The 23,068-nt window shown below is 59.3% G+C and carries 24 protein-coding genes and 1 riboswitch; of the genes, 4 read left to right on the top strand and 20 right to left on the bottom strand.

Annotated features, from left to right (window positions below; all coding sequences use genetic code 11):
* The first annotated feature begins 37 nt into the window (after positions 1 to 37).
* Positions 38 to 221, top strand: a riboswitch (M-box (ykoK) riboswitch).
* A gap of 54 nt (positions 222 to 275) precedes the next feature.
* Positions 276 to 1,289: a magnesium transporter gene (locus V6942_RS09835; protein WP_106926981.1), complete on the top strand. Its 1,014-nt coding sequence runs from the start codon at positions 276 to 278 to the stop codon at positions 1,287 to 1,289.
* Positions 1,290 to 1,380: 91 nt separating this feature from the next.
* On the opposite strand, the gene V6942_RS09830 is transcribed toward V6942_RS09835, so the two are convergent.
* The 5 genes from V6942_RS09830 to V6942_RS09810 all read right to left on the bottom strand — a co-directional run bounded on the left by V6942_RS09830 (position 1,381) and on the right by V6942_RS09810 (position 6,542).
* Positions 1,381 to 2,169, bottom strand: coding sequence for an MBL fold metallo-hydrolase (locus V6942_RS09830; RefSeq protein WP_333501196.1), 789 nt, complete (start codon positions 2,167 to 2,169; stop codon positions 1,381 to 1,383).
* 40 nt (positions 2,170 to 2,209) lie between these two features.
* Positions 2,210 to 3,055 carry an N-hydroxyarylamine O-acetyltransferase gene (gene nhoA / locus V6942_RS09825; RefSeq protein ID WP_333501186.1) on the bottom strand — a complete coding sequence of 282 codons (846 nt, stop codon included), beginning with the start codon at positions 3,053 to 3,055 and terminating at the stop codon, positions 2,210 to 2,212.
* 78 nt (positions 3,056 to 3,133) lie between these two features.
* Positions 3,134 to 4,786, bottom strand: coding sequence for an iron ABC transporter permease (locus V6942_RS09820; RefSeq protein WP_333501185.1), 1,653 nt, complete (start codon positions 4,784 to 4,786; stop codon positions 3,134 to 3,136).
* A gap of 98 nt (positions 4,787 to 4,884) precedes the next feature.
* Positions 4,885 to 5,844, bottom strand: a complete 960-nt coding sequence (locus V6942_RS09815; RefSeq protein ID WP_182930561.1) for an ABC transporter substrate-binding protein — start codon at positions 5,842 to 5,844, stop codon at positions 4,885 to 4,887.
* A complete protein-coding gene (locus V6942_RS09810; protein WP_106926973.1) occupies positions 5,841 to 6,542 on the bottom strand; it encodes an ABC transporter ATP-binding protein in 702 nt (233 codons plus the stop codon). The genes V6942_RS09815 and V6942_RS09810 overlap by 4 nt, the downstream gene beginning before the upstream one ends.
* Positions 6,543 to 6,754: 212 nt before the next feature.
* Here V6942_RS09810 and V6942_RS09805 point away from each other — a divergent pair, with 212 nt between their 5' ends.
* Positions 6,755 to 7,336: a flavin reductase family protein gene (locus tag V6942_RS09805; RefSeq protein ID WP_106926971.1), complete on the top strand. Its 582-nt coding sequence runs from the start codon at positions 6,755 to 6,757 to the stop codon at positions 7,334 to 7,336.
* Between the two features lie 71 nt (positions 7,337 to 7,407).
* On the opposite strand, the gene pptA is transcribed toward V6942_RS09805, so the two are convergent.
* Positions 7,408 to 7,635: a tautomerase PptA gene (gene pptA, locus V6942_RS09800; protein WP_035897392.1), complete on the bottom strand. Its 228-nt coding sequence runs from the start codon at positions 7,633 to 7,635 to the stop codon at positions 7,408 to 7,410.
* A gap of 71 nt (positions 7,636 to 7,706) precedes the next feature.
* Positions 7,707 to 8,261, bottom strand: a complete 555-nt coding sequence (locus V6942_RS09795; RefSeq protein ID WP_333501184.1) for an AAA family ATPase — start codon at positions 8,259 to 8,261, stop codon at positions 7,707 to 7,709.
* A 102-nt stretch (positions 8,262 to 8,363) separates the two neighbouring features.
* Here V6942_RS09795 and V6942_RS09790 point away from each other — a divergent pair, with 102 nt between their 5' ends.
* Positions 8,364 to 9,254, top strand: coding sequence for a LysR family transcriptional regulator (locus tag V6942_RS09790; protein WP_333501183.1), 891 nt, complete (start codon positions 8,364 to 8,366; stop codon positions 9,252 to 9,254).
* Between the two features lie 57 nt (positions 9,255 to 9,311).
* Here V6942_RS09790 and paaY read toward each other — a convergent pair whose 3' ends face one another.
* From paaY to paaA, 13 genes are all read right to left on the bottom strand, one after another.
* Positions 9,312 to 9,908, bottom strand: a complete 597-nt coding sequence (paaY, locus tag V6942_RS09785; RefSeq protein ID WP_333501182.1) for a phenylacetic acid degradation protein PaaY — start codon at positions 9,906 to 9,908, stop codon at positions 9,312 to 9,314.
* Between the two features lie 11 nt (positions 9,909 to 9,919).
* On the bottom strand, positions 9,920 to 10,846 hold the full coding sequence (gene paaX, locus V6942_RS09780; RefSeq protein ID WP_333501181.1) for a phenylacetic acid degradation operon negative regulatory protein PaaX: 927 nt from the start codon (positions 10,844 to 10,846) through the stop codon (positions 9,920 to 9,922).
* A gap of 158 nt (positions 10,847 to 11,004) precedes the next feature.
* Positions 11,005 to 12,321: a phenylacetate--CoA ligase PaaK gene (gene paaK, locus V6942_RS09775; RefSeq protein ID WP_182967785.1), complete on the bottom strand. Its 1,317-nt coding sequence runs from the start codon at positions 12,319 to 12,321 to the stop codon at positions 11,005 to 11,007.
* A 28-nt stretch (positions 12,322 to 12,349) separates the two neighbouring features.
* Positions 12,350 to 13,555, bottom strand: a complete 1,206-nt coding sequence (pcaF, locus tag V6942_RS09770; protein ID WP_333501180.1) for a 3-oxoadipyl-CoA thiolase — start codon at positions 13,553 to 13,555, stop codon at positions 12,350 to 12,352.
* A complete protein-coding gene (gene paaI / locus V6942_RS09765; RefSeq protein ID WP_071696746.1) occupies positions 13,555 to 13,977 on the bottom strand; it encodes a hydroxyphenylacetyl-CoA thioesterase PaaI in 423 nt (140 codons plus the stop codon). Before paaI ends, pcaF begins: the two co-directional genes overlap by 1 nt.
* Entirely contained in the window at positions 13,970 to 15,388 is a 1,419-nt protein-coding gene (locus V6942_RS09760) for a 3-hydroxyacyl-CoA dehydrogenase (RefSeq protein ID WP_333501179.1), read from the bottom strand. Before V6942_RS09760 ends, paaI begins: the two co-directional genes overlap by 8 nt.
* 3 nt (positions 15,389 to 15,391) lie before the next feature.
* Entirely contained in the window at positions 15,392 to 16,180 is a 789-nt protein-coding gene (gene paaG / locus V6942_RS09755; protein ID WP_333501178.1) for a 2-(1,2-epoxy-1,2-dihydrophenyl)acetyl-CoA isomerase PaaG, read from the bottom strand.
* A 2-nt stretch (positions 16,181 to 16,182) separates the two neighbouring features.
* Positions 16,183 to 16,950, bottom strand: coding sequence for a 2,3-dehydroadipyl-CoA hydratase PaaF (gene paaF, locus V6942_RS09750; protein WP_137347954.1), 768 nt, complete (start codon positions 16,948 to 16,950; stop codon positions 16,183 to 16,185).
* Positions 16,947 to 18,017: a 1,2-phenylacetyl-CoA epoxidase subunit PaaE gene (paaE, locus tag V6942_RS09745; protein WP_333501177.1), complete on the bottom strand. Its 1,071-nt coding sequence runs from the start codon at positions 18,015 to 18,017 to the stop codon at positions 16,947 to 16,949. Before paaE ends, paaF begins: the two co-directional genes overlap by 4 nt.
* Before the next feature lie 7 nt (positions 18,018 to 18,024).
* Positions 18,025 to 18,525, bottom strand: a complete 501-nt coding sequence (gene paaD / locus V6942_RS09740; RefSeq protein WP_071696741.1) for a 1,2-phenylacetyl-CoA epoxidase subunit PaaD — start codon at positions 18,523 to 18,525, stop codon at positions 18,025 to 18,027.
* 12 nt (positions 18,526 to 18,537) lie between these two features.
* Positions 18,538 to 19,293, bottom strand: coding sequence for a 1,2-phenylacetyl-CoA epoxidase subunit PaaC (paaC, locus tag V6942_RS09735; RefSeq protein WP_049016306.1), 756 nt, complete (start codon positions 19,291 to 19,293; stop codon positions 18,538 to 18,540).
* A 7-nt stretch (positions 19,294 to 19,300) separates the two neighbouring features.
* Positions 19,301 to 19,588 (bottom strand): 1,2-phenylacetyl-CoA epoxidase subunit PaaB, encoded by a 288-nt coding sequence (paaB, locus tag V6942_RS09730; RefSeq protein ID WP_003030843.1) that lies wholly within the window; start codon positions 19,586 to 19,588, stop codon positions 19,301 to 19,303.
* 10 nt (positions 19,589 to 19,598) lie between these two features.
* Positions 19,599 to 20,528: a 1,2-phenylacetyl-CoA epoxidase subunit PaaA gene (gene paaA, locus V6942_RS09725; protein ID WP_236645166.1), complete on the bottom strand. Its 930-nt coding sequence runs from the start codon at positions 20,526 to 20,528 to the stop codon at positions 19,599 to 19,601.
* Positions 20,529 to 20,814: 286 nt separating this feature from the next.
* Here paaA and paaZ point away from each other — a divergent pair, with 286 nt between their 5' ends.
* The gene (gene paaZ, locus V6942_RS09720; protein WP_182930552.1) at positions 20,815 to 22,860 is read left to right on the top strand and encodes a phenylacetic acid degradation bifunctional protein PaaZ; all 2,046 of its coding nucleotides are present in this window, start codon (positions 20,815 to 20,817) and stop codon (positions 22,858 to 22,860) included.
* Positions 22,861 to 23,068: the final 208 nt, after the last annotated feature.

The following is a 23,068-nucleotide window of genomic DNA, read 5'->3' as shown; positions in this document are numbered from 1 at the left end:
AGCACGTGGGAAATATAAACTCACTCAGCATCGTAATTAATAATCTTGTTATGGCGAGGCTCCTGAATAAACATAAGTTATCGCCCTGGTGGTATCGAGAGAGACCATCACAGGGAAATACAGGCATCCATCGAATCAAGGTGTTGCCAAGATAACTTCTGACGGCTCAAGGCCGTACAGATACGTTGTTCAGTGCTAAAACCGGGACGTAGGGATTTTTCTCAGCATTTCCAGTTTTGTTCGCCCTATATAGAATTTCTATAGGGAACATTTTGATGTCTTATATTCATGCCACTGCGCCGCACTACCCAACTGCCCCGGCTACGGGCGATATTATCTCAAGCTACATGTCGAAAACGTTTATTTCGTTGCCGGAACCACTCAGCGTAAAAGAAGCGCGCGAGATGTTCCTGCGACAATTAAATGACGATCATTTCCCCTGCGCCGTATTCGTGGTTTCCGGCGACAACCTGCGTGGAATATTATCGACTCGCGCGCTGTTACAAGCGTCCGACGATCATCAGCCGGTCGCGCAGCTGATGACCACCACCCTATTCCACGTCGGCCCGGACGATACCCGCGACGTGGCCGCGGAGCTTATCGAAAAGCACCGCCTGACGCTGCTACCGGTGATTGAAAACGGCAAGCTTATCGGCTGCCTCAATGAAAAAGAAATTGATAAGCTGTTAGCCGATGAAATCACCGAAGATGCGCAGCTTCAGGGGGCGACGTTGCCGCTGGAAAAACCGTATCTGGAGATTAGCCCGGTTACGCTGTGGAAAAAACGCGCCGTCTGGCTGCTGCTGCTGTTTATCGCGGAAGCGTACACCAGCACCGTGATTCAGCACTTTGAAGAGGCGCTGGAGTCCGCCATTGCGCTAGCCTTCTTTATCCCGTTGCTGATTGGCACCGGGGGCAACAGCGGTACGCAAATCACCTCGACGCTGGTGCGCGCCATGGCGCTAGGCGAAGTGGGCTTAAGGGATCTGGGGCGAATTCTGCGTAAAGAGATGTCGACGGCGATGCTGGTCGCCATCACGCTCGGCGCGGCAGGCTGCCTGCGAGCATGGATCATGGGCATTGGCCCGGAAATCACCTTTATCGTCAGCCTGACGCTGGTGTGCGTTACCATCTGGAGTGCGATCGTCTCCTCGGTGATCCCGCTGGTCATTAAACGCGTCGGCATCGACCCGGCGGTGGTTTCCGCGCCGTTTATCGCCACGCTGATTGACGGCACCGGGCTGATTATCTACTTCAAAATCGCCCAGCATTTCTTAGGGTTAAACTAGCGCGAAGCCTCTCATTCCGTAGCCCAGCCAAGCGAAGCGCCGCCGGGGTTTGGCTCGGTACTCATTCCCGCCGGCGCTTCGCTTGGCCGGGCTACAGGGTGAAGGTGTCGCCGGTTGCCGGGGAGATAACCTCCGGCAGCCACAGTTTTCCCCACGCGCCGGTGCAGTGGCAGCCCATGACTTTATCGGGCTTAAGCTGCTGTAAAAATTGCCTGACCTGCCAGAGCGTGCGCGGAGAAGCACTGCGCAGATGAAAACCGCCGATAATCGCGTGGACCTTGTCGATGCCGGTTATCTGCTGGCAGTGCCGCACAATGTTGATAATCCCGCGGTGCCCACAGCCGGTAATAATGACCAGCCCGCGTTCGGACAGATAAATCAACACCCCCTCATCTATCACGTAATCCGTTTGATCGCCGGTCACGCCGTAGGCTTTGGGGCTATCAACGGCTATTTCGCCTGACCAGATAAAACGGTCGCTAATGTGCAGCGGCGCGCGGGTGTACTCCATACGATGGCGAGCGTAATCAATCTCCAGCGACAGCTTTTTGATTTTATGGCTGCGCCCCGCCACGTTCAGCGCGGCATAGCGCTCGTTGCCAATGGTCGGGTGGCAAATAATGCGGCTGTTATCCGGCAGCCAGGGCACGCCGCCGCAATGGTCGTAATGACCGTGTGAAAGCACCGTCGCCGTGAGGTTATCCAGCGAAATCCCCATGCGTTCGGCATTGTACTGGAAGCTGTCATCGGGGCCGGTGTCAAAAAGAATCGAGGTGGTTTCATCCTCAAGCAGCAGACTTAATCCCGCTTTGGCTCGGAGTCCGCTATCGGCACCGCGAGCCAGCTGGTTTTCAAGCAATACGCGAAGCGTTAAGGCCATCATCTCATCCCTGAAGGTTACGTTATGACGTAAACGTATATTATTTCCCGGCTTCGGGATGGGTATCGAATGCCGCCATAATGGCCGCCAGTTCGCTGACGCTAAAGCCGTATTTCGGATCGGTCACGCCAAGCCCGAAGCGAGTTTGCAACGCTTCGTACAGCGCGGGCACGTCCGGGAAATCCATCTTCTCAACCACGTGATTGTTATCCCAGTGGGTAAAGTGGAAGTTGGTTAGCGTCATTTTGCCACCGTCCGGCAGGTGACGACACATCAGCAAATGGTGACGGAAATGCGACTGCGGCCAGTGCGCCGACCAGAAGTTGCCCATCACGTAATCTGACGCGTACTGACGACCTAAATCGAAGTGATACATCGACTGCCAGTGCTCGTGGTGGCTGAACTGTAAAATCCATTCCTGATTTTCATACAGCAGACGATAGTCGCCGTGCGGCGTTGTCTGGGTGATATCCGCCAGCAGCTTGATTGGCGCGGTCAGCGTCTGTCCGCCAAAGCCGACGTCAGCAATCCAGCGCTCGCCGTCAACGTCCACCAGCAGCAGGCGGTGGGTTCTCGGCGGCATCTGCGGCGGATGCGATAGCACCACGCGGCCCAGCAGGCTGCGCACGTGGAAACCCAGTTCGCGCAGCACGCGCTCGAACAGACCGTTTTGTTCAAAACAGTAGCCGCCACGGCGTGCGTGAACCAGCTTATCTTCCAGCGATTGATCGTCGAGGTGCATCTCGCGCGGCAGCAGCACGTCAAGGTTCTCGAAGGGAATGGCGCTGTTATGGTGGATATGCAGACTGCGCAGCGTCTCAATGGATACGTCAGGGGTTCCCGTCCAACCGAGACGAGCAAAATAGGCGCTTAAGAAAGGGGTCATCAATGCCTCCAGCGTTGGTGTCCGTTCTTTATAACCTATTTTGCCCGCTCCACTGACCGATTTGTGCGATCGGTTAACCTACCGTGTACTTCGCTGCATTAACCCCAGCGCGGTCAGCATTAACCCCAACCCGACGAACAGCGTCAGGCTCGCCATCGCCATCCCCTGGCCGACCGAACCCTGCTCGAACTGCCGCCAGATAAACACCGCTACGGTCTGCGTCCCCGCCGGTGCCAGCAGCAGCGAGGTCACCAGTTCACGGGAAGCAACGGCAAACACCATCAGCATCGCCGCCAGCAGCGCCGGAAACACCAGCGGCAGGACAATCAACCGTAGCGCCAGCCACGGCGATGCACCGTGCACCCGCGCCGCGGGCTCCAGATTATTCCCCAACTGACGCAGCGCGCTGCCGACATAGCGTACAGGCCACGGCAGTAACAGACAGCAATAAGAGAGCAGCAGCATAAACCACGTATTGTAAGGTGAGACCGGCCAGAACGGCTGATTCCACAGTAGAATCAGCCCAACGCCCACCACCACTCCCGGCAACGCCGCTGGCATCAGCGACAGCGCATCAATCAGTGCGCTGCCTTTGATTTTTTGTACCAGCACCAGCCAGGCCGCCACCAGCCCGAGCAGGCCGACAATCAGCGCCGACGCCAGCGCCAGCGATAAACTAGTGCCCAGCGCCGACAGCGCATCGCCCTGCTGCGCGAACAGTGCGCTAAAGTGCTTCAACGTAAAGTTGCCCATGTTCAATCCGCCGGAAAGCGTCCCCATCAGGCTGGTTGCGACCATCGACGCGCCGGGAAGCAGTACCGCCAGGCCACCAACGCCGCCCATCACCAGCAGCGCAGGTAGCGTCATCACACCAAGCGACGCCCCGCTGTTCTCCCCGGGTTTTCCGGTGACGCTGGTGACCTCCGTCGTTCCCGTCAGCCGTTTTTGTAACCACCAGGCGAGCAGCGCCACGGTAATCAGCAGCACCGACAGCAGCGACGCACCGGTGAGATCGATAGGCCAGTCCGCGAGCTTTTTCTCAATGCCCACGGTGAGCATCACCACGCCCGCCCGCGAGCCAAGCGCCGCGGGCACACCGTACTCTTCAATCGCCAGAGTAAAGGCCAGCAGCATCCCCGCCGCCAGCGCCGGGGAAAGCATCGGCAGCGTGACGTGCCAGAATGCCCGCCAGGCGCTCGCCCCGTGAACCCGTGCAACAATTGCCAGCCGCTGCCCGCTCGCCAGCAGGCTGCGGGAGACGGCAAAATAGACCACCGGGAAGATATTCAGGGTCATCACCAGCACGATCCCGGTGCGGCTAAACAGCAGATCGTTCAGATCCCAACCGGTCAACTGCTGCAGGTAACCGTTATGCTGGAGCACCAGCATCCATGACAGCGCAGCGATATACGGTGGCGTGAGGAACGGAATTAAGAACAGCAGATCCCACAGTTTCGGCAGCGGCAGGTTAAACAGCCCGCGCAGCACGCCGAGCGGCAGGCCGACAATCACGCTCATCAATGCCACGCCGCAGGCAATCCATAAGGTTCCGCCGAGCATCGGCATCACTTGCGGATCGCTCAGTAAAGCCGTAATCCCACTAAACGGCTGATGCAGCGAACCGGCGCTGAACTGCGGGAAAATAGCCTGTAACAGGATAAAAAAGAGCGGCAATGCCACCAGCACCACCAAAGCGATGAGGGTGACGAGAGAGAGGGATTTTTGTTTCACCCGAGGTTCCAGATTGTAGCCCGGCCAAGCGAAGCGCCGCCGGGGCTGTAGACAATGCTAAATCCCGGCGTCGCTTCGCTCGGCCGGGCGATGGAAATTTACTGCCCGAACAACGTATTAAACCGAGCCAGAACGGCGCTGCGCTCGCTGCTACCATCGCTGGCGGCTGGCAGTACTTTCAGGTCGTTCAGCAACGGGCGTTTCGCCGACACATCGCTGCGAGCCGGCATCAGCCACGCTTCGGCCACCATTGCCTGACCTTCCGGCGACAGCACGTAGTCGACAAAGGCTTTCGCCTCATCCGCATGTTGTGTGGATTTGAGGATCATCATCGGGCGCGGCGCAATCACCGTACCGCTTGCCGGGAAAATCACCTTCAGCGATTCGCCCTGGGCGATATTACCGTAGGAGACATAGTCCACCGCGCCAAATACCGCCGCTTTCGCCCCCTGCATCACCGGCGTCACCGCCTGCGCGTTCGGCCCGCTCACCACCATGCCGTTCTTTTTCAGTTCATCAAACAGCGCCCAGGCTTTCTCGCCCATACCGTTTTGTAACCCGATCAGCAAATCGAGCGAGGCACCGGAGAGCGCCGGGTCCGGCGTGGTGACGTTGTCTTTAAACGCCGCTTCGGTCAGATCGCGCCACTCTTTCGGCTCCGGAGTACCGCTTTTGGTGTTCCAGACAATCCCCAGCGCCGAAATACCCTGCGCCACATAGTCGGTAGATTTCAACGCCGCCGGAACCTTATCGGCATTCCCGCTCTGATATGGCAGCAACCAGCCGCGGCCGTGCAAGTCTTCAGCGGTGTCCCACGAGGCGGAAATCAGCACATCCGCCTGCGGGTTAGCCTGCTCGGCTTCCAGACGGGCCATCACCTTGCCGGTGGTGGCCTGGAAAATATTCACCTTCACACCGGTTTTCTTTTCATAGCCGCTGGCCAGATTTTTTGCCAGCGAGCCTGGGCCTGCGGTGTATACGGTCAGCGCATGGGCGCTGGAAATCATCGAAGCAGATAACATCATCGCGAGCGCAACGCCTTTTTTAACGGATTTCATACCAATTCCCCTGAGGTAGAAGCAACAGTGCGAACAGCAGCAATGCTGCCCGCAGAAAGGTGCACAATTCGGTCGGCCAGCAGTTCGGCCTCGCGGCGGTCGTGGGTGACGTACACGGCGGTGATGCCGAGCTGGCGCAGCAGTCGGCTCATCTCCAGACATAACGATTCACGCAGTTCGCTATCGAGGTTGGAAAGCGGTTCATCAAACAGCAGTACCCGTGGTTCGGCGACGATCGCCCTTGCCAGCGCCACGCGCTGCTGCTGCCCGCCGGAGAGCCCGGAAGGCTTACGTTCGCCAAAACCGGAAAGCCCGACCATCGCCAGCGCGTCATTAACACGGCGCGTCCGCTCATCGCGGGCCACGCCGCGCATTCGCAGTGAAAAAGCGACGTTTTCAGCGGCAGTCATATGCGGCCACAGCGCATAGTCCTGGAAAACCATGCCAATATCGCGCTGTTCGGGCGGCAGCCCCCAGCCGGGTCTGGCAATCAGACGGTCGCCAAAATGAATTTCACCTTCAGCGGGAACGGTGAGCCCTGCCAGCAGGCGCAGTAACGTGCTTTTGCCGCAGCCGGAAGGCCCAAGCAATGCCACGATGCTGCCCGCATCGATCTGCAGGTTGATGTGATTAAGAACGGTGGTGGCACCGAAAGCGAAAGAAACGCCATCGAGCCGAATGCCAGTTAGCGCGCGCATTTTCGCCCTCCCCGATGGGAAAGCGATGCTTCACCCGTGGTCGAAATCCGACGGGCCGCGCTCACCTGCATGAAGATCAGGGGAGCCAACATATTGTTATCCTCTTTGGGACTTAGTGCTGGCGACTATAGGCAGGTGATATGACGTATTGATTACGCTTTTATTGCGATTTAGTGTGTGGTTAACCGCATCCCATTATTCAGGAAATCCTTATGAGTCGTTTTCGCCCCGTTGAACTTCACCACGCCAGCCGCCTGCTCAATCACGGCCCGACCATCCTCATTACCAGCTTTGACGTCGAGTCCAAACGACGCAACGTGATGGCCGCGGCCTGGTCAATGCCGGTGGAGTTCGAGCCGCCGCGCATCGCTATCGTGGTCGATAAGAGTGCCTGGTCGCGGGAAATTATTGAGCGCAACGGCACGTTCGGCATCGTGGTGCCAGGCGTCGCCGCCGCCAGTTGGACGTATGCCGTTGGCAGCGTCAGCGGACGCGAAGAGGATAAATTCAACGCCTACGGTATTCCGGTGGTAAAAGGCCCGGTGCTGGGGCTGCCGGTAATTGAAGAGAAATGTCTGGCGTGGATGGAGTGCCGACTGCTGCCCGCCACGGCCGCCGCCGGGCAGTACGATACGCTGTTTGGCGAAGTGGTTTCCGCCGCGGCGGATGAACAGGCGTTTGTCGCCGGACGCTGGCATTTCGACGACGATAAGCGCAATACGCTGCATCATCTTGGCGCAGGAACGTTCGTAGCAAGCGGAAAACAAGTCCGCGCCAATACACCGTCAGAGTAACTCAGCAAGCGCCGCCGGGGAGGGTTCGGTGCCATTCCCGGCGGCGCTTCGCTTGGCCAGGCTGCGGAGTCTTACATGCTGTAGCCGGGTTTTTTAATCAGCTCATCCATATGTGGGGCAATCTCGGTATCCCACACCTGCTGCCAGTCGCTCTGCTGCACCTGATTCAGGGCAACGCTAACGGCGCCCTCTTTGCTATTCAGATGGCGAATTAATACTTCGGTGATGTCCGCTGCCAGCGCGGTTTTTTGCTCGTCGTTCAGGTCGCGGGGAAAACATTTGATATCAACGTGTGGCATCTGCAGGGCTCCTTATGGTTAGAGCCATAAAGCTACCATAGCCTGGCGTAAACCACTGCCTTTTCGTGCGCTTAAGCGACAGATTGCCGCGCTTTTTCGGCCATCAATTGCCTGATAAACGCTTCGGTTTCACGCTGATTACGCAGCCGCACAAAGCGGATATGCTGCCACGCGGGGTCGGCCATATCCCGCAGATAGCGCGCGCGGTTTGGCCGCCAGGTTTTCAGCGTCCAGAGGATGATGGAGTCACGGCTGAAGAAGGAACGCCGGAAGCTCTCCCGGTTACCGGTGCCCGGCCACAATTCCTGTTGTCGCCACGCCCGGCTTGCGGCACGCCCGACAGCCTGGCAGAAGGTGCGCCAGAAGCTGTAATCGACCCACACCACCAGATCCACGTCGCGCCATTTTACCGGGCGACTGCGATTGTAATTACCGTCCAGCACCCAGGCCGGTGCAGCGGTTGCCTGCGTCAGCGCGGCAAAGAGTTCCTCATCGGTTACGCCCTGCCAGTCTGGTCGCCAGTAAAGCGTATCCATTTCGATATAGGGCACGGAAAACAGCGTCGCCAGACGCTTTGCCAGCGTCGATTTCCCCACGCCGCTGGTGCCTACCACATTGATTTTCATTGGCCTCTCACTCACGTTCCCGGGTTGCATATCGCGCGACGAACATTAAACTAAAAAAATCCCTCTGGAGCTATGAACCAGATTCATTAATGGCCACATCCCATGCTTAAAGACAACATCAACGACCTCATTTCGTTTATGGTCGTGGCGCGCGAGCGCAGCTTTACCCGTGCGGCGGCGCAGCTTGGCGTGTCGCAGTCGGCGCTGAGCCACGCGATGCGCAATCTGGAAAGCCGTCTCGACGTACGTCTGCTGACCCGCACCACCCGCAACGTGGCACCAACCGAGGCGGGCGAAAAACTGTATCAGCGTCTTAGCCCACATCTGCTGGAAATTGAGCAGGAGATTTCCGCGCTGCGTGACACCCGCGATCGTCCGGCGGGAAATATTCGCCTGACGGTGGGCGAACATTCGATGAATACGCTGATCTGGCCGCAAATCAAGCCATTTATGCAGCAATACCCGGAAATCAATATTGAAGTGACCGTCGACAACGGTCTGACCGATATTGTTGATGCGCGCTACGACGCCGGTATCCGGCTGGGTGAACAGGTGGCGCGCGATATGATAGCCGTGCGAATCGGCCCGGATATGCGCATGGCCGTCGTTGGCTCACCGGACTATCTGGCACGCTGCGGAGTGCCGCAAACGCCGCATGATTTACAGCATCACCGCTGTATTAATATGCGCCTGCCTACCCGCGGCGGGTTGTACGCATGGGAATTCGAAAAGGATGGCGAACCGCTGCGCGTCCGGGTTGAGGGCCAGCTGATTCTTAACTGTCTGCCGCAGCGTCTGGAAGCCGCTGAAGCGGGCCTGGGGTTAGCCTATGTGCCGGAAGACACCATCGCCGATGCCGTGGCCGCCGGACGTTTGCAGTCGGTGCTTGAAGACTGGTGTGCGCCGTTTGCCGGCTACTATCTCTACTACCCCAGCCGCCGTCAGCACACCGCCGCCTTTGCACTGCTGGTCGATGCGCTACGCTACCCGTAGCGACGATTTTGTAGGCCTGATAAGGCGAAGCCTTATCAGGCCTACATTCCTCTTGCGCTAAATAGCAGATTTAGGCTGCAGGTTTTCGTCAAACGCCAGACGCTTACGGTCCGGCTCTTCTTCGGTTAACGGTTCGACGGCAACCAGCGTCTTCTGACAGCGGTCGACCAGCACCTGATACTCGCGGGTGCCCTGCTTTTTCCACTCGCGCTCCTGCTCGGTTAAGGCGCGAATCGCCTTCGCCGGGCTGCCGATAATCAGGTGGTTAGCTGGCATTTCCGCCCGCGCCTTCACGAAAGCACACGCGCCAACGATACTGTTTTCACCGATGGTCGCGCCGTCAATAATCACCGCACTCATGCCAACCAGCGCGTTACGGCCAATCACGCAGCCGTGCAGAATGGCGCCGTGGCCGATGTGCCCGTCTTCTTCCACCACCGTGTCCTGCCCGGGGAAACCGTGCATGACGCAGTTATCCTGAATGTTCGCGCCATCTTTGACGACGATACGCCCAAAATCGCCGCGCAGGCTGGCGTTCGGCCCCACGTAAACCCCTTTGCCAAGGATCACATCGCCAATCAGTACGGCGGTCGGATGAACGTAGCTTTCCACTGGAACAACCGGGGTCATCCCGTCAATCTGGTAAATCGGCATGGCTTCTCCTGTTACGCTTCGGGTAATCCCCCAAAACGCTGGTAATAGAGCGGCCCCGGCGCGGGCAGTTCGCCCACCGAACTTTCGCCTTTTTCACTGACAAAAGCCTGCGCGCCTGGGGCAACGCGTTGATAAATGTTGATGCACAGCTGACGCGCCGTCTGCCCCAGCCAGTGCGCAGGCAGCAGCTCTTCCGGCAGCAGCGGATCTTTCAGCACCACCCGACGATAGAAGTGAATCAGCAGCAGGCGGATCTGGAAGCAGCGTTCCAGTGTCAGCTCCGCCGGTTCGGCGTCGCGCAGTAGCGCCAGCAGCGGGCGAAACAGCGTGATAAAAGCCTCATACATGGCGTTCTGTTCAGTCAGATGCCAGCACTCTTCCACGCGCTCACGCAGCGCAGCGCGGGAAAGCGCCAGCGGTGAGTGCGCCTCAAAGAAGATCACGTTTTCCGCCACGCCGGCTTCATGCAGCAACGACTGCACGTCGGCGAGTTTTTGCGACGGTGAGGCCAGCAGGCTGGGCGCAAGGACGCCAAACCCCTGCCAGATAAGCTGTTTTTTCACTTCGGCGAGGGTCTGTTTTTCCAGCCCTTCGGAAAGCAGGAGCAGCCAGGTGCCGTCCCATTCCGGCGCGCTGGCGCGGTAAATTTTGCTCTCGGCACGGCGGGTTAAGCGCAATCCTTTGTCGCTGAGGCGGTAGAAGCTGCGGCGGCCGATACGCACCACGTCCAGCCACTCTTCTTTGTTGAGGCGAAACAGCGCGGTACGCACGAAGCGTTCACCGAATCCCAGCCCTTCCAGCAGCGCAGCGACGCTGCCCAGCCAGACTTCCCCGCCGCGCTGGGATAGGCAGTCTCCGTATAGCGACGCAATCAGCGAGGTGCCGCTGATGGGCATCGCGGTCACCGCCTGTTGAATAAAGCTATCGAGTTTTTCCATATGATTCATACTGTTGTTATTTTTGTCCTTTTTGAATCATAGCACAGGAATAAAACAGCGAAACGTCAGGCGTTTGTAGACCGGATAAGGCAACGCCGCCATCCGGCAGCGTTGCGCTATTGTGCCTGATGGCGCTACGCTTATCAGGCCTACGAGAGTTAGCCGTTGGCAGCGGCTTTACGCAGGTCAAATACGCGGCAGGCCTTGCCTTCGGAGCGTGGAATGCTGCCGCAGTTAACGATGCTCACGTCCGTTGAAATGCCGACCATCGACTTAATGCGATGACGCAGGTGGTGGCAAATCTGGCAGCGCTGCTCGTGGCTCAGTACGAGGCTACTCTCTTTCAGCTCAACGCGAATCGAAAGTGAATCAAGATGCCCACGGCGATCGACTTCCAGCTGGTAGTGCGGCGCCAGATGTTCAATCTTGAGGATCTCTTCTTCCACCTGCGACGGGAAAACGTTCACGCCGCGAATAATCAGCATGTCGTCGCTGCGCCCGCTGATGCGATCCATCCGGCGCATAGTGCGGGCGGTGCCCGGCAGCAGGCGCGTCAGGTCGCGGGTGCGGTAACGAATTACCGGCAGCGCTTCTTTGGTGAGCGTGGTGAACAGCAGTTCGCCGTGCTCGCCGTCAGCCAGCGGCGTACCGTCGTCCGGGTTGACCACTTCCGGGAAGAAATGGTCTTCCCAGATGGTTGGGCCGTCGGCGGTTTCAATACACTCCATCGCCACGCCCGGCCCCATCACCTCAGACAGGCCATAGATATCCAGCGCGGTAATGCCCAGACGGCGTTCAATTTCCGCCTTCATGCCGGTGGTCCACGGCTCGGCGCCGAAGACGCCGGTACGCAGCGAACAGCCGCGCGCGTCGCCGCCCATCTGGCGTTCCAGCTCTTCAATCAGGTTCAGGCAGTAAGATGGCGTCACCATGATCATGTCAGGTTTGAAATCGCGGATCAGCTGCGCCTGTTTCTCGGTCTGGCCGCCGGACATCGGGATCACCGTCGCCCCTAAACGCTCGGCACCGTAGTGCGCGCCCAGGCCGCCGGTGAACAGGCCGTAGCCGTAGGCCACATGAATTTTATCCTTTGCCGAGCCGCCAGCGGCGCGCAGCGAACGGGCGACGATGTTCGCCCAGGTATCGATATCGTTCTGCGTGTAGCCAACGACGGTCGGTTTACCCGTCGTACCGGATGACGCATGAATACGCACAATCTGTTCCATCGGTACCGCGAAGGTATCGAACGGATAGTTATCGCGCAGGTCCTGCTTGGTGGTGCACGGGAATTTGCTCAGGTCGCTCAGCTCACGGAAATCAGCCGGGTGAACCCCCGCCGCATCAAATTTGCGGCGGTACATCGGCACGTTTTCATAGGCGTGTTTGAGCGTCCACTTCAGGCGCTCGGTCTGCAGAGCGACTAATTCGTCACGCGATGCGGTTTCAATCGGATCTAATGTTGTTATCGTTGTCATTTTGTAGGGTACTCGCAGGTCAATTCGCTCACACACGCTCGAGGATCAGGGCAATGCCCTGGCCCACGCCAATACACATCGTACACAGCGCATAACGTCCATTGCGTCGTTCCAGCTCCAGCGTTGCCGCCAGCGCCAGACGCACGCCGCTCATCCCCAGCGGGTGGCCTAAAGCGATGGCGCCACCGTTTGGATTCACGTGCGGCGCATCATCCGCCAGCCCCAGCTGCCGCATCACGCCCAGCGCCTGGGCGGCAAAGGCTTCGTTCAGCTCAATCACGTCCATATCGTTAATATTCAGCCCGGCACGCTCCAGCACTTTACGCACCGCCGGAACCGGCCCCAGCCCCATGTACTTCGGCTCAACGCCCGCCGTCGCCATCGCCACGATGCACGCCCGCGGCGTCAGTCCCTGTTCTTTTACCTGCTGTTCACTGGCGATAATCATCGCCGCCGCGCCGTCGTTCACGCCCGAGGCGTTGCCTGCCGTCACCACGCCGCCCTTGCGGAACGGGGTTTTCAACTGAGCAAGCTGTTCCATTGTGGTTTCCGCACGCGGGTGCTCATCGTCGCGCACCGCGCTGACCGCGCCCTTCTTACCGATAATCTGTACCGGTACGATTTCCTGCGCCAGAATGCCGTCACGCTGCGCTTTTGACGTGCGCTGCTGGCTGCGGTAGGCGAAGGCGTCCTGATCTTCACGGCTTATATTTAACAATTCGGCTACATTCTCCGCCGTTTCCGGCATGCTGTCAGTACCAAATTGTTGCTGCATGAGCGGGTTCACAAAACGCCAGCCGATGGTGGTATCGAACATTTCCGCCTGACGCTGGAACGGCGCGGTGGCCTTGCCCATGACGAACGGCGCGCGAGACATCGACTCGACGCCGCCGGCAATCAACAGATCCGCATCGCCCGCCTTAATGGCTCGTGCGGCAAAGCCGATGGCGTCCAGCCCGGAACCGCACAGACGGTTGATGGTGGTGCCCGCCACGCTGTGCGGATAACCCGCCAGCAACGTTGCCATATGCGCCACGTTACGGTTGTCTTCACCGGCCTGGTTGGCGCAGCCGAAAATCACATCGTCGATGGCGCTGGCATCCAGGCGCGGGTTGCGACGGAGCAATTCACGCAGCGGGATCGCCGCCAGATCGTCAGCGCGAACCCCCGCCAGCGCGCCGCCGTAGCGGCCAATCGGGGTACGAATTCCGTCACAAATAAAGGCGTCACGCATTAGGCTTCTCCTGTGATTGTGCCGCCGATGCGGTGCGATTTTCCGCGAAACAGGGCAACGGTTTTTTGCTGTTGATTAACAATCTCAATGTCGTAAACGCCGGTCAGCTTGCCCTGCTGTTTCACCCGCGCGGTGGCGGTCAGCAGATCGCCAGTGAAGGCCGGGCGCAGGAAATCGATGCTCGCCGCCGACGCCACCGCCGCCAGCCCCTGGCTGTTACAGGCGTAGGCAAAGGCGGTGTCCGCGAGCGAAAACAGCTGCCCACCGTGACAGGTCTGGTGGCCGTTGAGCATCGATGGCAGCACCGCCATCGTCATCTGCGCATAGCCTTCATCCATTTCGATAATCTCGATGCCCAGCGCGCGGGCGCAGGTATCTTTCTCGTACATGGCGCGGGCGTTGCGCCAGGCCTGGTTACTCATGACGCATCTCCAGCAGCGCCATCTGACGCAGTCGCGCACTTGGGCGGTAGCGTTCTTCGCCGTAGTGCTGTTGTAGGTTTTCCAGCAGGCGCAGCACGCGCCCCCAGCCAAGCGATTCACCCCAGGCAATCGGGCCGCGTGGGTAGTTCACCCCCAGACGCATAGCGGTATCGATATCATCCGCGCTGGCGACGCCTTTTTGCACCGCATCCAGCGCTTCGTTCGCCAGCATCGCTACCGTACGCCATACCAGCAGGCCGGGATAATCAGCAATGTGCAGAACCTTTTTGCCCTGCTGCTGGAGGTAGTACACCGCTTTGTCGGTTGCCGACTGTGGGTTGGTTTGCGCGCTCGCCAGTACGATCGTGTTGCCCGCCGCATGGTCATAAACCACCACCGGACGCTGATGCTGCACGCTTAAGGCCTGCGCGGTTTCACCGGTGGTTTCAAGGAGCAGCACATCATCCAGTTCAGTGACAACGTCACACTGAATGTTTTTTGCTGCATTTTCAGGCACTACCGCTGCAACAGCCAGATCAGGCGATACTTCAACAGGCCAGCGATAGACGCCGTGGCCGCTCTTCTTGCCCAGACGCCCGGCCAGCGCCAGCTCCTGCTGAAGCAGCGACGGCAGAAAACGGCGGTCCTGCCAGAAGGCGTTAAATACCGAACAGGTGACGGCAAAGTTGACGTCCTGACCAATCAGATCGGTCAGCGCCAGCGGCCCCATCGGGAAACCGCCGCCGTCGCGCAGCGCCGCGTCAATCACTTCCGGCGCGGCGACCTGTTCCTCCAGCGCCCGCCAGGCTTCGGCGTAATACGGGCGCGCCACGCGGTTGACAATAAAGCCCGGCGTGGAGCGGCAGCGCACCGGCTGTTTGCCCCAGGCGCTGACGCACTGGCAAAGCTGCTCGACCACTTCCGTGGAGGTGGCAAGGCCGCTCACCACTTCCACCAGTTTCATGACCGGTGCCGGGTTAAAGAAGTGCAGCCCCGCCACGCGTTCGGGATGTTTGATGCCCGCCGCAATGGCGGTAATGGAAATCGACGAGGTATTACTGGTCAGCAGCGTTGACGGTGAACAAATCTCCGCCAGTTGGCTGAACAGCGCCTGTTTAATCTCCAGGCGTTCCGAAGCGGCTTCAATCACCAGCTGCGCGTCGGCAAGCTGGTGTAATTCCGTCGCCGGTGTAATCCGCGCGAGCAGGGACTGCGCCAGCTCAGCGCTGATTTTCCCCCGGCTGACGCGGGCGTTGAGGCGCTCGGCAATGCCGTCGATAGCGCGGGTAATCGCCTCAGGCGAAATGTCATACAGCCGCACCGCGTGTCCGGCACTGGCCGCCACTTCGACGATCCCGGCCCCCATGGTGCCGCCGCCAATCACGGCGACGGTGTGAAGAGTCTGGCTCATGGCTTATTTCCCGCTGAACTGTGGCTGACGTTTGGCGAGGAAGGCGCTGACGCCTTCGCGATAGTCGTCGCTGCGACCGGCCATGCGCTGGTAGTCGCGCTCAAGCTCAAGCTGCTGATCCAGCGTATTGGTTTCGGAAAGCTGCAAAGCTTTCTTAATTAACCCCAGCCCATAGGTCGGCTGCGTAGCAAAATGACGCGCCATGGCTAACGCAGTGTCTTTCAGTTCAGCGTCGTCCACCACCTGCCAGATCATCCCCCACTGCGCAGCCTGTTCGGCGCTGAGGTTATCGCCCAGCATCAGCAGGCCGACGGCGCGAGCGCGGGTGGTCACACGGGGCAGCAGCCAGCTACCGCCGCAGTCCGGCACCAGGCCAAGCTTGCTGAAGGCCATCACAAACTTCGCCGAACGCGCGGCCAGCACGATATCGCAGCCCAGCGCTAACGTTGCACCCGCCCCGGCGGCCACGCCGTTAACGGCGCAGATAACCGGTTTTGGCAACGCGGCTAAACGACGCACCAGCGGGTTATAAAAACGCTCCACCGACATGCCCAGATCCGGCGCAGGGCCGCTTGGGTCAACGTTACGGTCGTTCAGATCCTGTCCGGCGCAAAAACCGCGCCCGGCACCGGTAATCAGCAGGCAGCGAATGGTGTCGTCGCGCTCGGCCTGTTTCAGGCAGTTGGCGAGCTGCTGGTGCATCACGTCATTAAAGCTGTTGAGTCGGTCTGGGCGGTTCAGGGTGAGGGTCATTACACCCTGTTCCACTTCGCTGAGAATGAATGCGTCCACGATTAGCGTCCTTTAAATTCCGGGGTACGTTTTTCTAAAAAGGCGCTCACGCCTTCACGACGATCTTCGGTACCGCTGAGCAGCGTAAATAACTGACGTTCCTGCACCAGACCGGCCTGTAAGCCCACTTCATGCGCCAGACGCAGCGACTGTTTCGCCGCCCGCAGCGCCAGCGGCGAGTGGCGAGCGATGTTTGCAGCCAGCTTCAAGGCGTATTCATCGGAGAGGTTCGCCGGATGAATGTCGCTCACCAGCCCAGCCTGCTGTGCGCGTTCGGCGTCAATGCCTTCGCCGCTCAGCACCATCCGACTCGCCAGCGCTTTGCCAACACTGCGAATAAGACGTTGCGTGCCGCCTGCGCCCGGCATGGTACCGAGGGTAATTTCCGGCAGGCCAAAACGGGCGTTATCGCCGGCAATCACCAGGTCACACAGCAGCGCCAGCTCGCAGCCCGCGCCCAGCGCGTAGCCGTTCACCACCGCAATCAGCGGCTTGTTGAAGGCGTCGATGCGCGCCCACAAACGGGGACGAATATCGTCGAAGGTGGCGGGCAGGTCTTTTTCGGCCATTTCGTTGAGATCGGCACCGGCCGCGAAATAGCGCGGGTTGCCGCTAATCACGCAGACGCTCACCGTCGGATCGGCCGCCGCGCTTTCCAGCGCTTCGGCAAGCAGCAATAGCAGCGTATTGTTCAGGGCATTACGCGCCTGCGGGCGGTTCAGCGTCAGCTGCAGCACGCGGTCATGACGGGTAATCAGCAGTTCGCTCATGCCGTCCCCCGTGCGTCAAAGTCGACCACCACATCCGCGCTTTTGGGCAGCGCCTGGCAGCTCAGCACATAGCCCGCCGCCACTTCATCGGCTTCCAGACTATAGTTAGCGGCCATTGCCACTTCGCCCTGCACCACTTTGCATTTACAGGTGGCGCACACGCCGCCTTTACAGGCAAACGGCAGGTCTGCGCCCTGACGCAGCGCGGCGTCAAGAATGCTGTCATCTTCGGCAGAGAGGGCAATCAGGCGGTCGCGACCGTCCTGGCGAATGGTCACTGTGCGGCCTTCTGCCTGTACGCCGGTGGCCCGCTTAACGCTGGTGCCAGGCGTGTTGAAACGCTCAAGATGAATGGATTTCTCCGGCACGCCCAGTTCGCGCAGCGCCACTTCGGCTTCGTCCATCATCGCCGACGGGCCGCAGATAAACGCGTCGTCAAAACGGCTAAAATCGAGCAGGGTTTTACCCAGCGCACGCAGCTTGTCGCCGTCAATGCGCCCTTGCAGCAGGTCGCTGTCCATCGACTCCTGGCTGAACAGATGCACCACCTGCAAACGCTGCGGGTAGCGATCTTTCAGGTCAGCCAGCGCCTGGCGGAACATCATGCTGTGGCTGCTGCGGTTACCGTAGATAAGCGTAAACCGGCTGTCCGCTTCGGTCGTCAGCGTGGCTTCGATAATCGCCATCATCGGCGTAATGCCGGACCCGGCGGCAATCGCCAGATACTCGGCCTGGCGTTCGGCCTGTGGCTGATAGCCAAAATGGCCCTGCGGCACCATCACCTCCAGCGCCATACCCTGCTGGATATCGCGCTGGGCATAGCGGGAAAAACGGCCGCCGTCGATGGCTTTCACCGCCACGCTGATTTCAGACGGCGAGCGGCTACGGCAGATGGAGTAGCAGCGCCGCAGCTCTTCACCGCCGAGGCGGGCTTTCAGCGTCAGATGCTGGCCCGGGCGGAAGGCGTAATCGTTGCGCAGCGCCTCAGGAATAGCAAAAGTGATGGTCACCGCATCACGGGTTTCCGGCTCAACGTTTGCCACGGTAAGCGAATGAAATGTTGTCATCGCAGCCTCAAATACATTTAAAGTAATCAAAGGGTTCACGGCAGCTGTCGCAGCGATACAGCGCTTTACAGGCCGTGGAACCGAATTCACTAATCAGCGAGCTGTGGGTGCTGCCGCAGCGCGGGCAAACCACGTCTTTCGGCATCTCGCCGGCGTGGCAGGCATGGGCCTGCGGCGGGCTGATACCGTACTGGCGCAGGCGTTCGCGGGCATCCGGGCTCATCCAGTCGGTGGTCCATGGCGGATCGAGCTGTAGCACAATATGTACCGGCGTGTAGCCATGCGTGGTCATCACCGTACGAATCTCACCCAACAGGTGCTCGGTAGCCGGGCAGCCCGAGTAGGTTGGCGTAAAGCCAATCACCCAGCCGTCGCCGAGGCGTTCAACCCGGCGTACCATCCCCAAATCGGTAATGGTCAGCACCGGCACTTCCGGGTCGGGGATCGCGCTTAACAGTCCCCACACGGTGCGCACTTCGGCGGGTGCGATATCGGCAAGACGTTGCATAGCCACCTCCTGTTACCACTGCTGTCCAGGGTACGAACGCTGTAAATACTGCATCTCTGCCAGCATCGGACCGAGATGCTCACTGTGCAGCCCCTGCTTACCGCCGCTGCGGAACGCCGCCTCCTGGGGAATTTGCAGGCCGGAATCAAGCAGCGCGGTGTGGACCGTTGCCTGCCATTCCGCCTGGAGCGTGCGCGGATCGACGGCGATCCCCTGCTCGCTCAGGTCAATTTCCAGCGCATCGGCAACGAACAGTTCACCGGTATAGCGCCACAGGTTATCGACCGCCTGCTGCATACGCTGCGTCGAGAGCGCGGTGCCGTTGCCCAGACGTTCCAGCCAGCCGCGGCTGAAGCGCTGGTGATAACGCACCTCTTTCAACCCTTTGGCCGCAATGGCGGCGAGCTGCGCGTCGCGGCTATAGACCAGACGGCTGAACAGCGCCACGTGCCAGACGTCGATAAAGAACTGGCGGGCAATGGTGTCGGCAAAGTTGCCGTTCGGCTGTTCAACCAGCAGCAGATTGCTGAACTGGCGTTCATCGCGGCCGAAGGCCAGCGTGTCTTCGTCGCCGTTACCGTTCAGTTCGGCGGCGTAGCTGAGAAAATTGCGCGCCTGTCCCAACAGATCGAGACCGATATTGGCCAGCGCCAGGTCGATTTCCAGCTCCGGTGCGTGGCCGCACCATGCGCCTAAACGCTGTGCCAGGATCAGGCCGTTATCGCCCAGACGCAGGGCATAGGTTGCAACGGGATTGAGAGTCGTCATCGTTGCCTCACATATGTTCCATGCCGTCCGGCACGGTGTAGAACGTCGGGTGGCGGTAGACTTTGCTTTCTGCCGGATCGAAGAATTCACCGCGATCCTCCGGCTGCGAGGCAACAATTTCACTCGCCTTCACGACCCAAATAGAGCAGCCTTCGCTGCGGCGGGTGTACGCATCGCGGGCGTTCTCCAGCGCCATCTGGTCATCGGCGGCATGCAGGCTGCCCACGTGACGATGCGACAGACCCTGCTTGCTGCGGACAAACACTTCGTATAACGGCCAGTATGTTTTGCTCATGGTTCTCTCCTTACGCCGCATCGCGGGCCTGTTGTTTTTGGGCATGCGCCAGCGCAGCTTCGCGCACCCATGCCCCCTCTTCCCAGGCCTTGCGCTTGGCGCCCAGACGTTCGTGGTTGCAAATACCACGGCCGCTGATGACCTCATTCAATTCCTGCCAGTCAATCTCGCCGAAACGGTAGTGACCGGTTTCTTCGTCGTAGCGCAGATCGGCATCCGGCACGGTCATCCCGAGGATTTCAACCTGCGGAACGGTGTTATCCACAAAGCGCTGGCGCAGTTCGTCGTTGGAATGCAGTTTGATTTTCCACGCCATACTGCGGGCGCTGTTCGGCGAGTTGTCGTCGCTCGGCCCGAACATCATCAGCGCGGGCCACCAGAAACGGTTGATCGCATCCTGGAGCATCTGCCGCTGTTCTTCGCTGCCCGCCGCCAGCGCCATACAGGCTTCAAAGCCCTGACGCTGGTGGAAGCTCTCTTCTTTGCAGATTTTGACCATCGCCCGGGCATACGGACCGTAAGAGGTACGGCACAGCGCCACCTGGTTGACGATGGCTGCGCCGTCGACCAGCCAGCCGATCACGCCAATATCCGCCCAGCTGAGCGTGGGGTAGTTAAAGATGGAGGAGTACTTCATCTGCCCATCGAGCATTTTCTGATACAGGTCTTCGCGGGCGCAGCCGAGGGTTTCTGCAGCACTGTAGAGGTACAAACCATGGCCAGCCTCATCCTGCACTTTCGCCAGCAGAATCGCCTTGCGGCGCAGCGTTGGCGCACGGGTGATCCAGTTACCTTCCGGCAGCATGCCAACAATTTCCGAGTGCGCATGCTGACCAATCTGGCGGATCAGCGTCTTGCGGTACGCATCCGGCATCCAGTCCTGCGCCTCGATGGCGGTGTCCTGCGCGATGCGCTGGTCAAAGCGTTGTTCTTCTGTCACGTCATCACCTTTATGATTCCGATAAATCAAACAATTCATTTTTTGTGAATCATGTTTTTTTGTAAAAGTTACACTCTGGTTAAATAAAACCACAAATTTTGTTTGTGGATTTTGTGATGCGCACCGCAAAGCCTTTTAGTTTATTCAGCAAATTCAGAACCATAATCAATAAAGGTAAAGTGTTCGCGATCGCATTGTTAATAAATTATTAAAATCACGCTTGCATTTTGTGATTCATAAAAGAACTATTTATGGCGAGATTACGTAACATATCTGGAGATTTACGATGCAGCAGTTAGCCAGCTATTTATCCGGCGCCTGGCAGACCGGCCGGGGCCGCACCCGCACCATCCATCACGCCATTACCGGCGAGCCGCTTTGGGAAGTGACGAGCGAAGGGCTGGATATGGCGCAGGCGCGCCGCTTTGCCATTGAACACGGCGGCAAAGCGTTACAGGCAATGACCTTTATTGAACGCAGCGCGATGCTAAAAGCGGTAGCAAAGCATCTGATGGAACTGAAGGCCGACTTCTATGCCATCTCCACCGAAACCGGCGCCACGCGCGGCGACAGCTGGGTGGATATTGAAGGCGGCATCGGCACGCTTTTCACCTATGCCAGCCTCGGCGGGCGTGAGCTGCCGGATGATGTGCTGTGGCCGGAAGATGAGCTGATTCCGTTGTCCAAACAGGGCGGCTTTGCCGCGCGCCACGTGCTGACCTCCAAATCCGGCGTTGCGGTACATATCAACGCCTTTAACTTCCCCTGCTGGGGGATGTTAGAAAAGCTGGCGCCGACCTGGCTTGCCGGCATGCCCGCGATCGTTAAACCGGCGACCGCCACCGCGCAGCTGACGCAGGCGATGGTCAAAGCCATTGTCGACAGCGGGCTGGTGCCGGACGGCGCAATAAGCCTGATCTGCGGCGGCGCGGGCGATCTGCTGGATAATCTGGATAGCCAGGACGTAGTGACCTTTACCGGCTCTGCGCATACCGGGCAGCAATTGCGCGTACATCCGAATCTGGTGGCGAAATCTGTGCCCTTTACCATGGAAGCGGATTCGCTGAACTGCTGCGTACTGGGCGACGATATCACCCCGGAGCAGCCGGAGTTTGCGCTGTTTATTCGCGAAGTGGTGCGCGAAATGACCACCAAAGCCGGGCAGAAATGTACCGCCATTCGCCGCATTATCGTGCCGCAGGCGCAGGTGAAAGCCGTCAGTGAAGCGCTGATTGCCCGCCTGCAAAAGGTGGTGGTCGGCGATCCGGCGCAGGAAGGCGTGAAGATGGGCTCGCTGGTCAACGCAGAGCAACGTCAGGATGTGCAGGACAACGTGAATCGCCTGGTGGAAGCCGGATGTGAAGTGCTGCTTGGCGGTAAGGCGGATCTCCACGCCGCTGGCGCGTTCTTCCCCCCTACGCTGCTGTTCTGCCCGCAGCCGGATGAAATCAGCGCCGTGCATGCGATTGAAGCCTTTGGCCCGGTGGCAACGCTGATGCCGTATCAGAACAGCGAACACGCCCTGACGCTGGCGCGCGCCGGTGAAGGTAGCCTGGCCGGCACGTTGGTGACGGCGAGCAGCGAACTGGCGCGAGAGTTTATCCTCGGTGCAGCCCGCGCCCACGGGCGTATTCAGGTGCTGAACGAAGAATCTTCCGCTGAGTCCACCGGCCACGGCTCACCGCTGCCACAGCTGGTCCACGGCGGCCCGGGACGTGCGGGAGGCGGCGAAGAGCTTGGCGGCCTGCGCGCGGTGAAGCACTACATGCAGCGTACCGCCATTCAGGGCAGCCCAACCATGCTGGCCGCCGTTAGCCAGCAGTGGGTGCGCGGCGCGCAGGTCACGGAAGATCGTATTCACCCGTTCCGCAAATATTTCGAAGAGATCCAACCCGGCGATAGCCTGCTGACTCCACGCCGCACGCTGACCGAAGCGGATATCGTCAATTTTGCCTGTCTGAGCGGCGATCACTTCTACGCCCATATGGACAAAATCGCCGCTGCCGAGTCTATTTTCGGCGAACGCGTGGTGCACGGCTATTTCCTGATTTCCGCCGCTGCCGGTCTGTTTGTAGACGCGGGCGTTGGCCCGGTTATCGCCAACTACGGAATGGAAAACCTGCGCTTTATCGAGCCGGTCAAACCGGGCGATACCATCCAGGTGCGCCTGACCTGCAAGCGTAAAACGGTCAAACGCCAGCGCAGCGCCGAAGAGAAAGCGACCGGCGTGGTCGAATGGGCGGTAGAAATTTTCAACCAGCACCAGCAGGCGGTGGCGCTGTATTCCATTCTGACGCTGGTTGCGCGTCAGCACGGGGATTTCCCGGCGTAAGTTGGCCTATTGCCTGATGGCGCTTCGCTTATCAGGCCGACAAAGCCATCCGGCAACACAAACACCTATGCCTCTGCGGAGGCATTTTTTGTATCTGGCAAAACTGACAAATAACCTGGCAAGCGCAGGCAAACACCGGATGACCATCGGCTGTTAGGTTAAGACACTGGAACTGAAAAGCCTGGCACGGCACAACATAACGATAAGA

The organism is Kluyvera genomosp. 2 (assembly GCF_036759865.1).
GTDB classification, from domain to species: domain Bacteria; phylum Pseudomonadota; class Gammaproteobacteria; order Enterobacterales; family Enterobacteriaceae; genus Kluyvera; species Kluyvera ascorbata_B.
The sequence above is the reverse complement of the archived record's forward strand: the minus strand, read 5'-3'. Positions and strand labels throughout refer to the sequence as shown.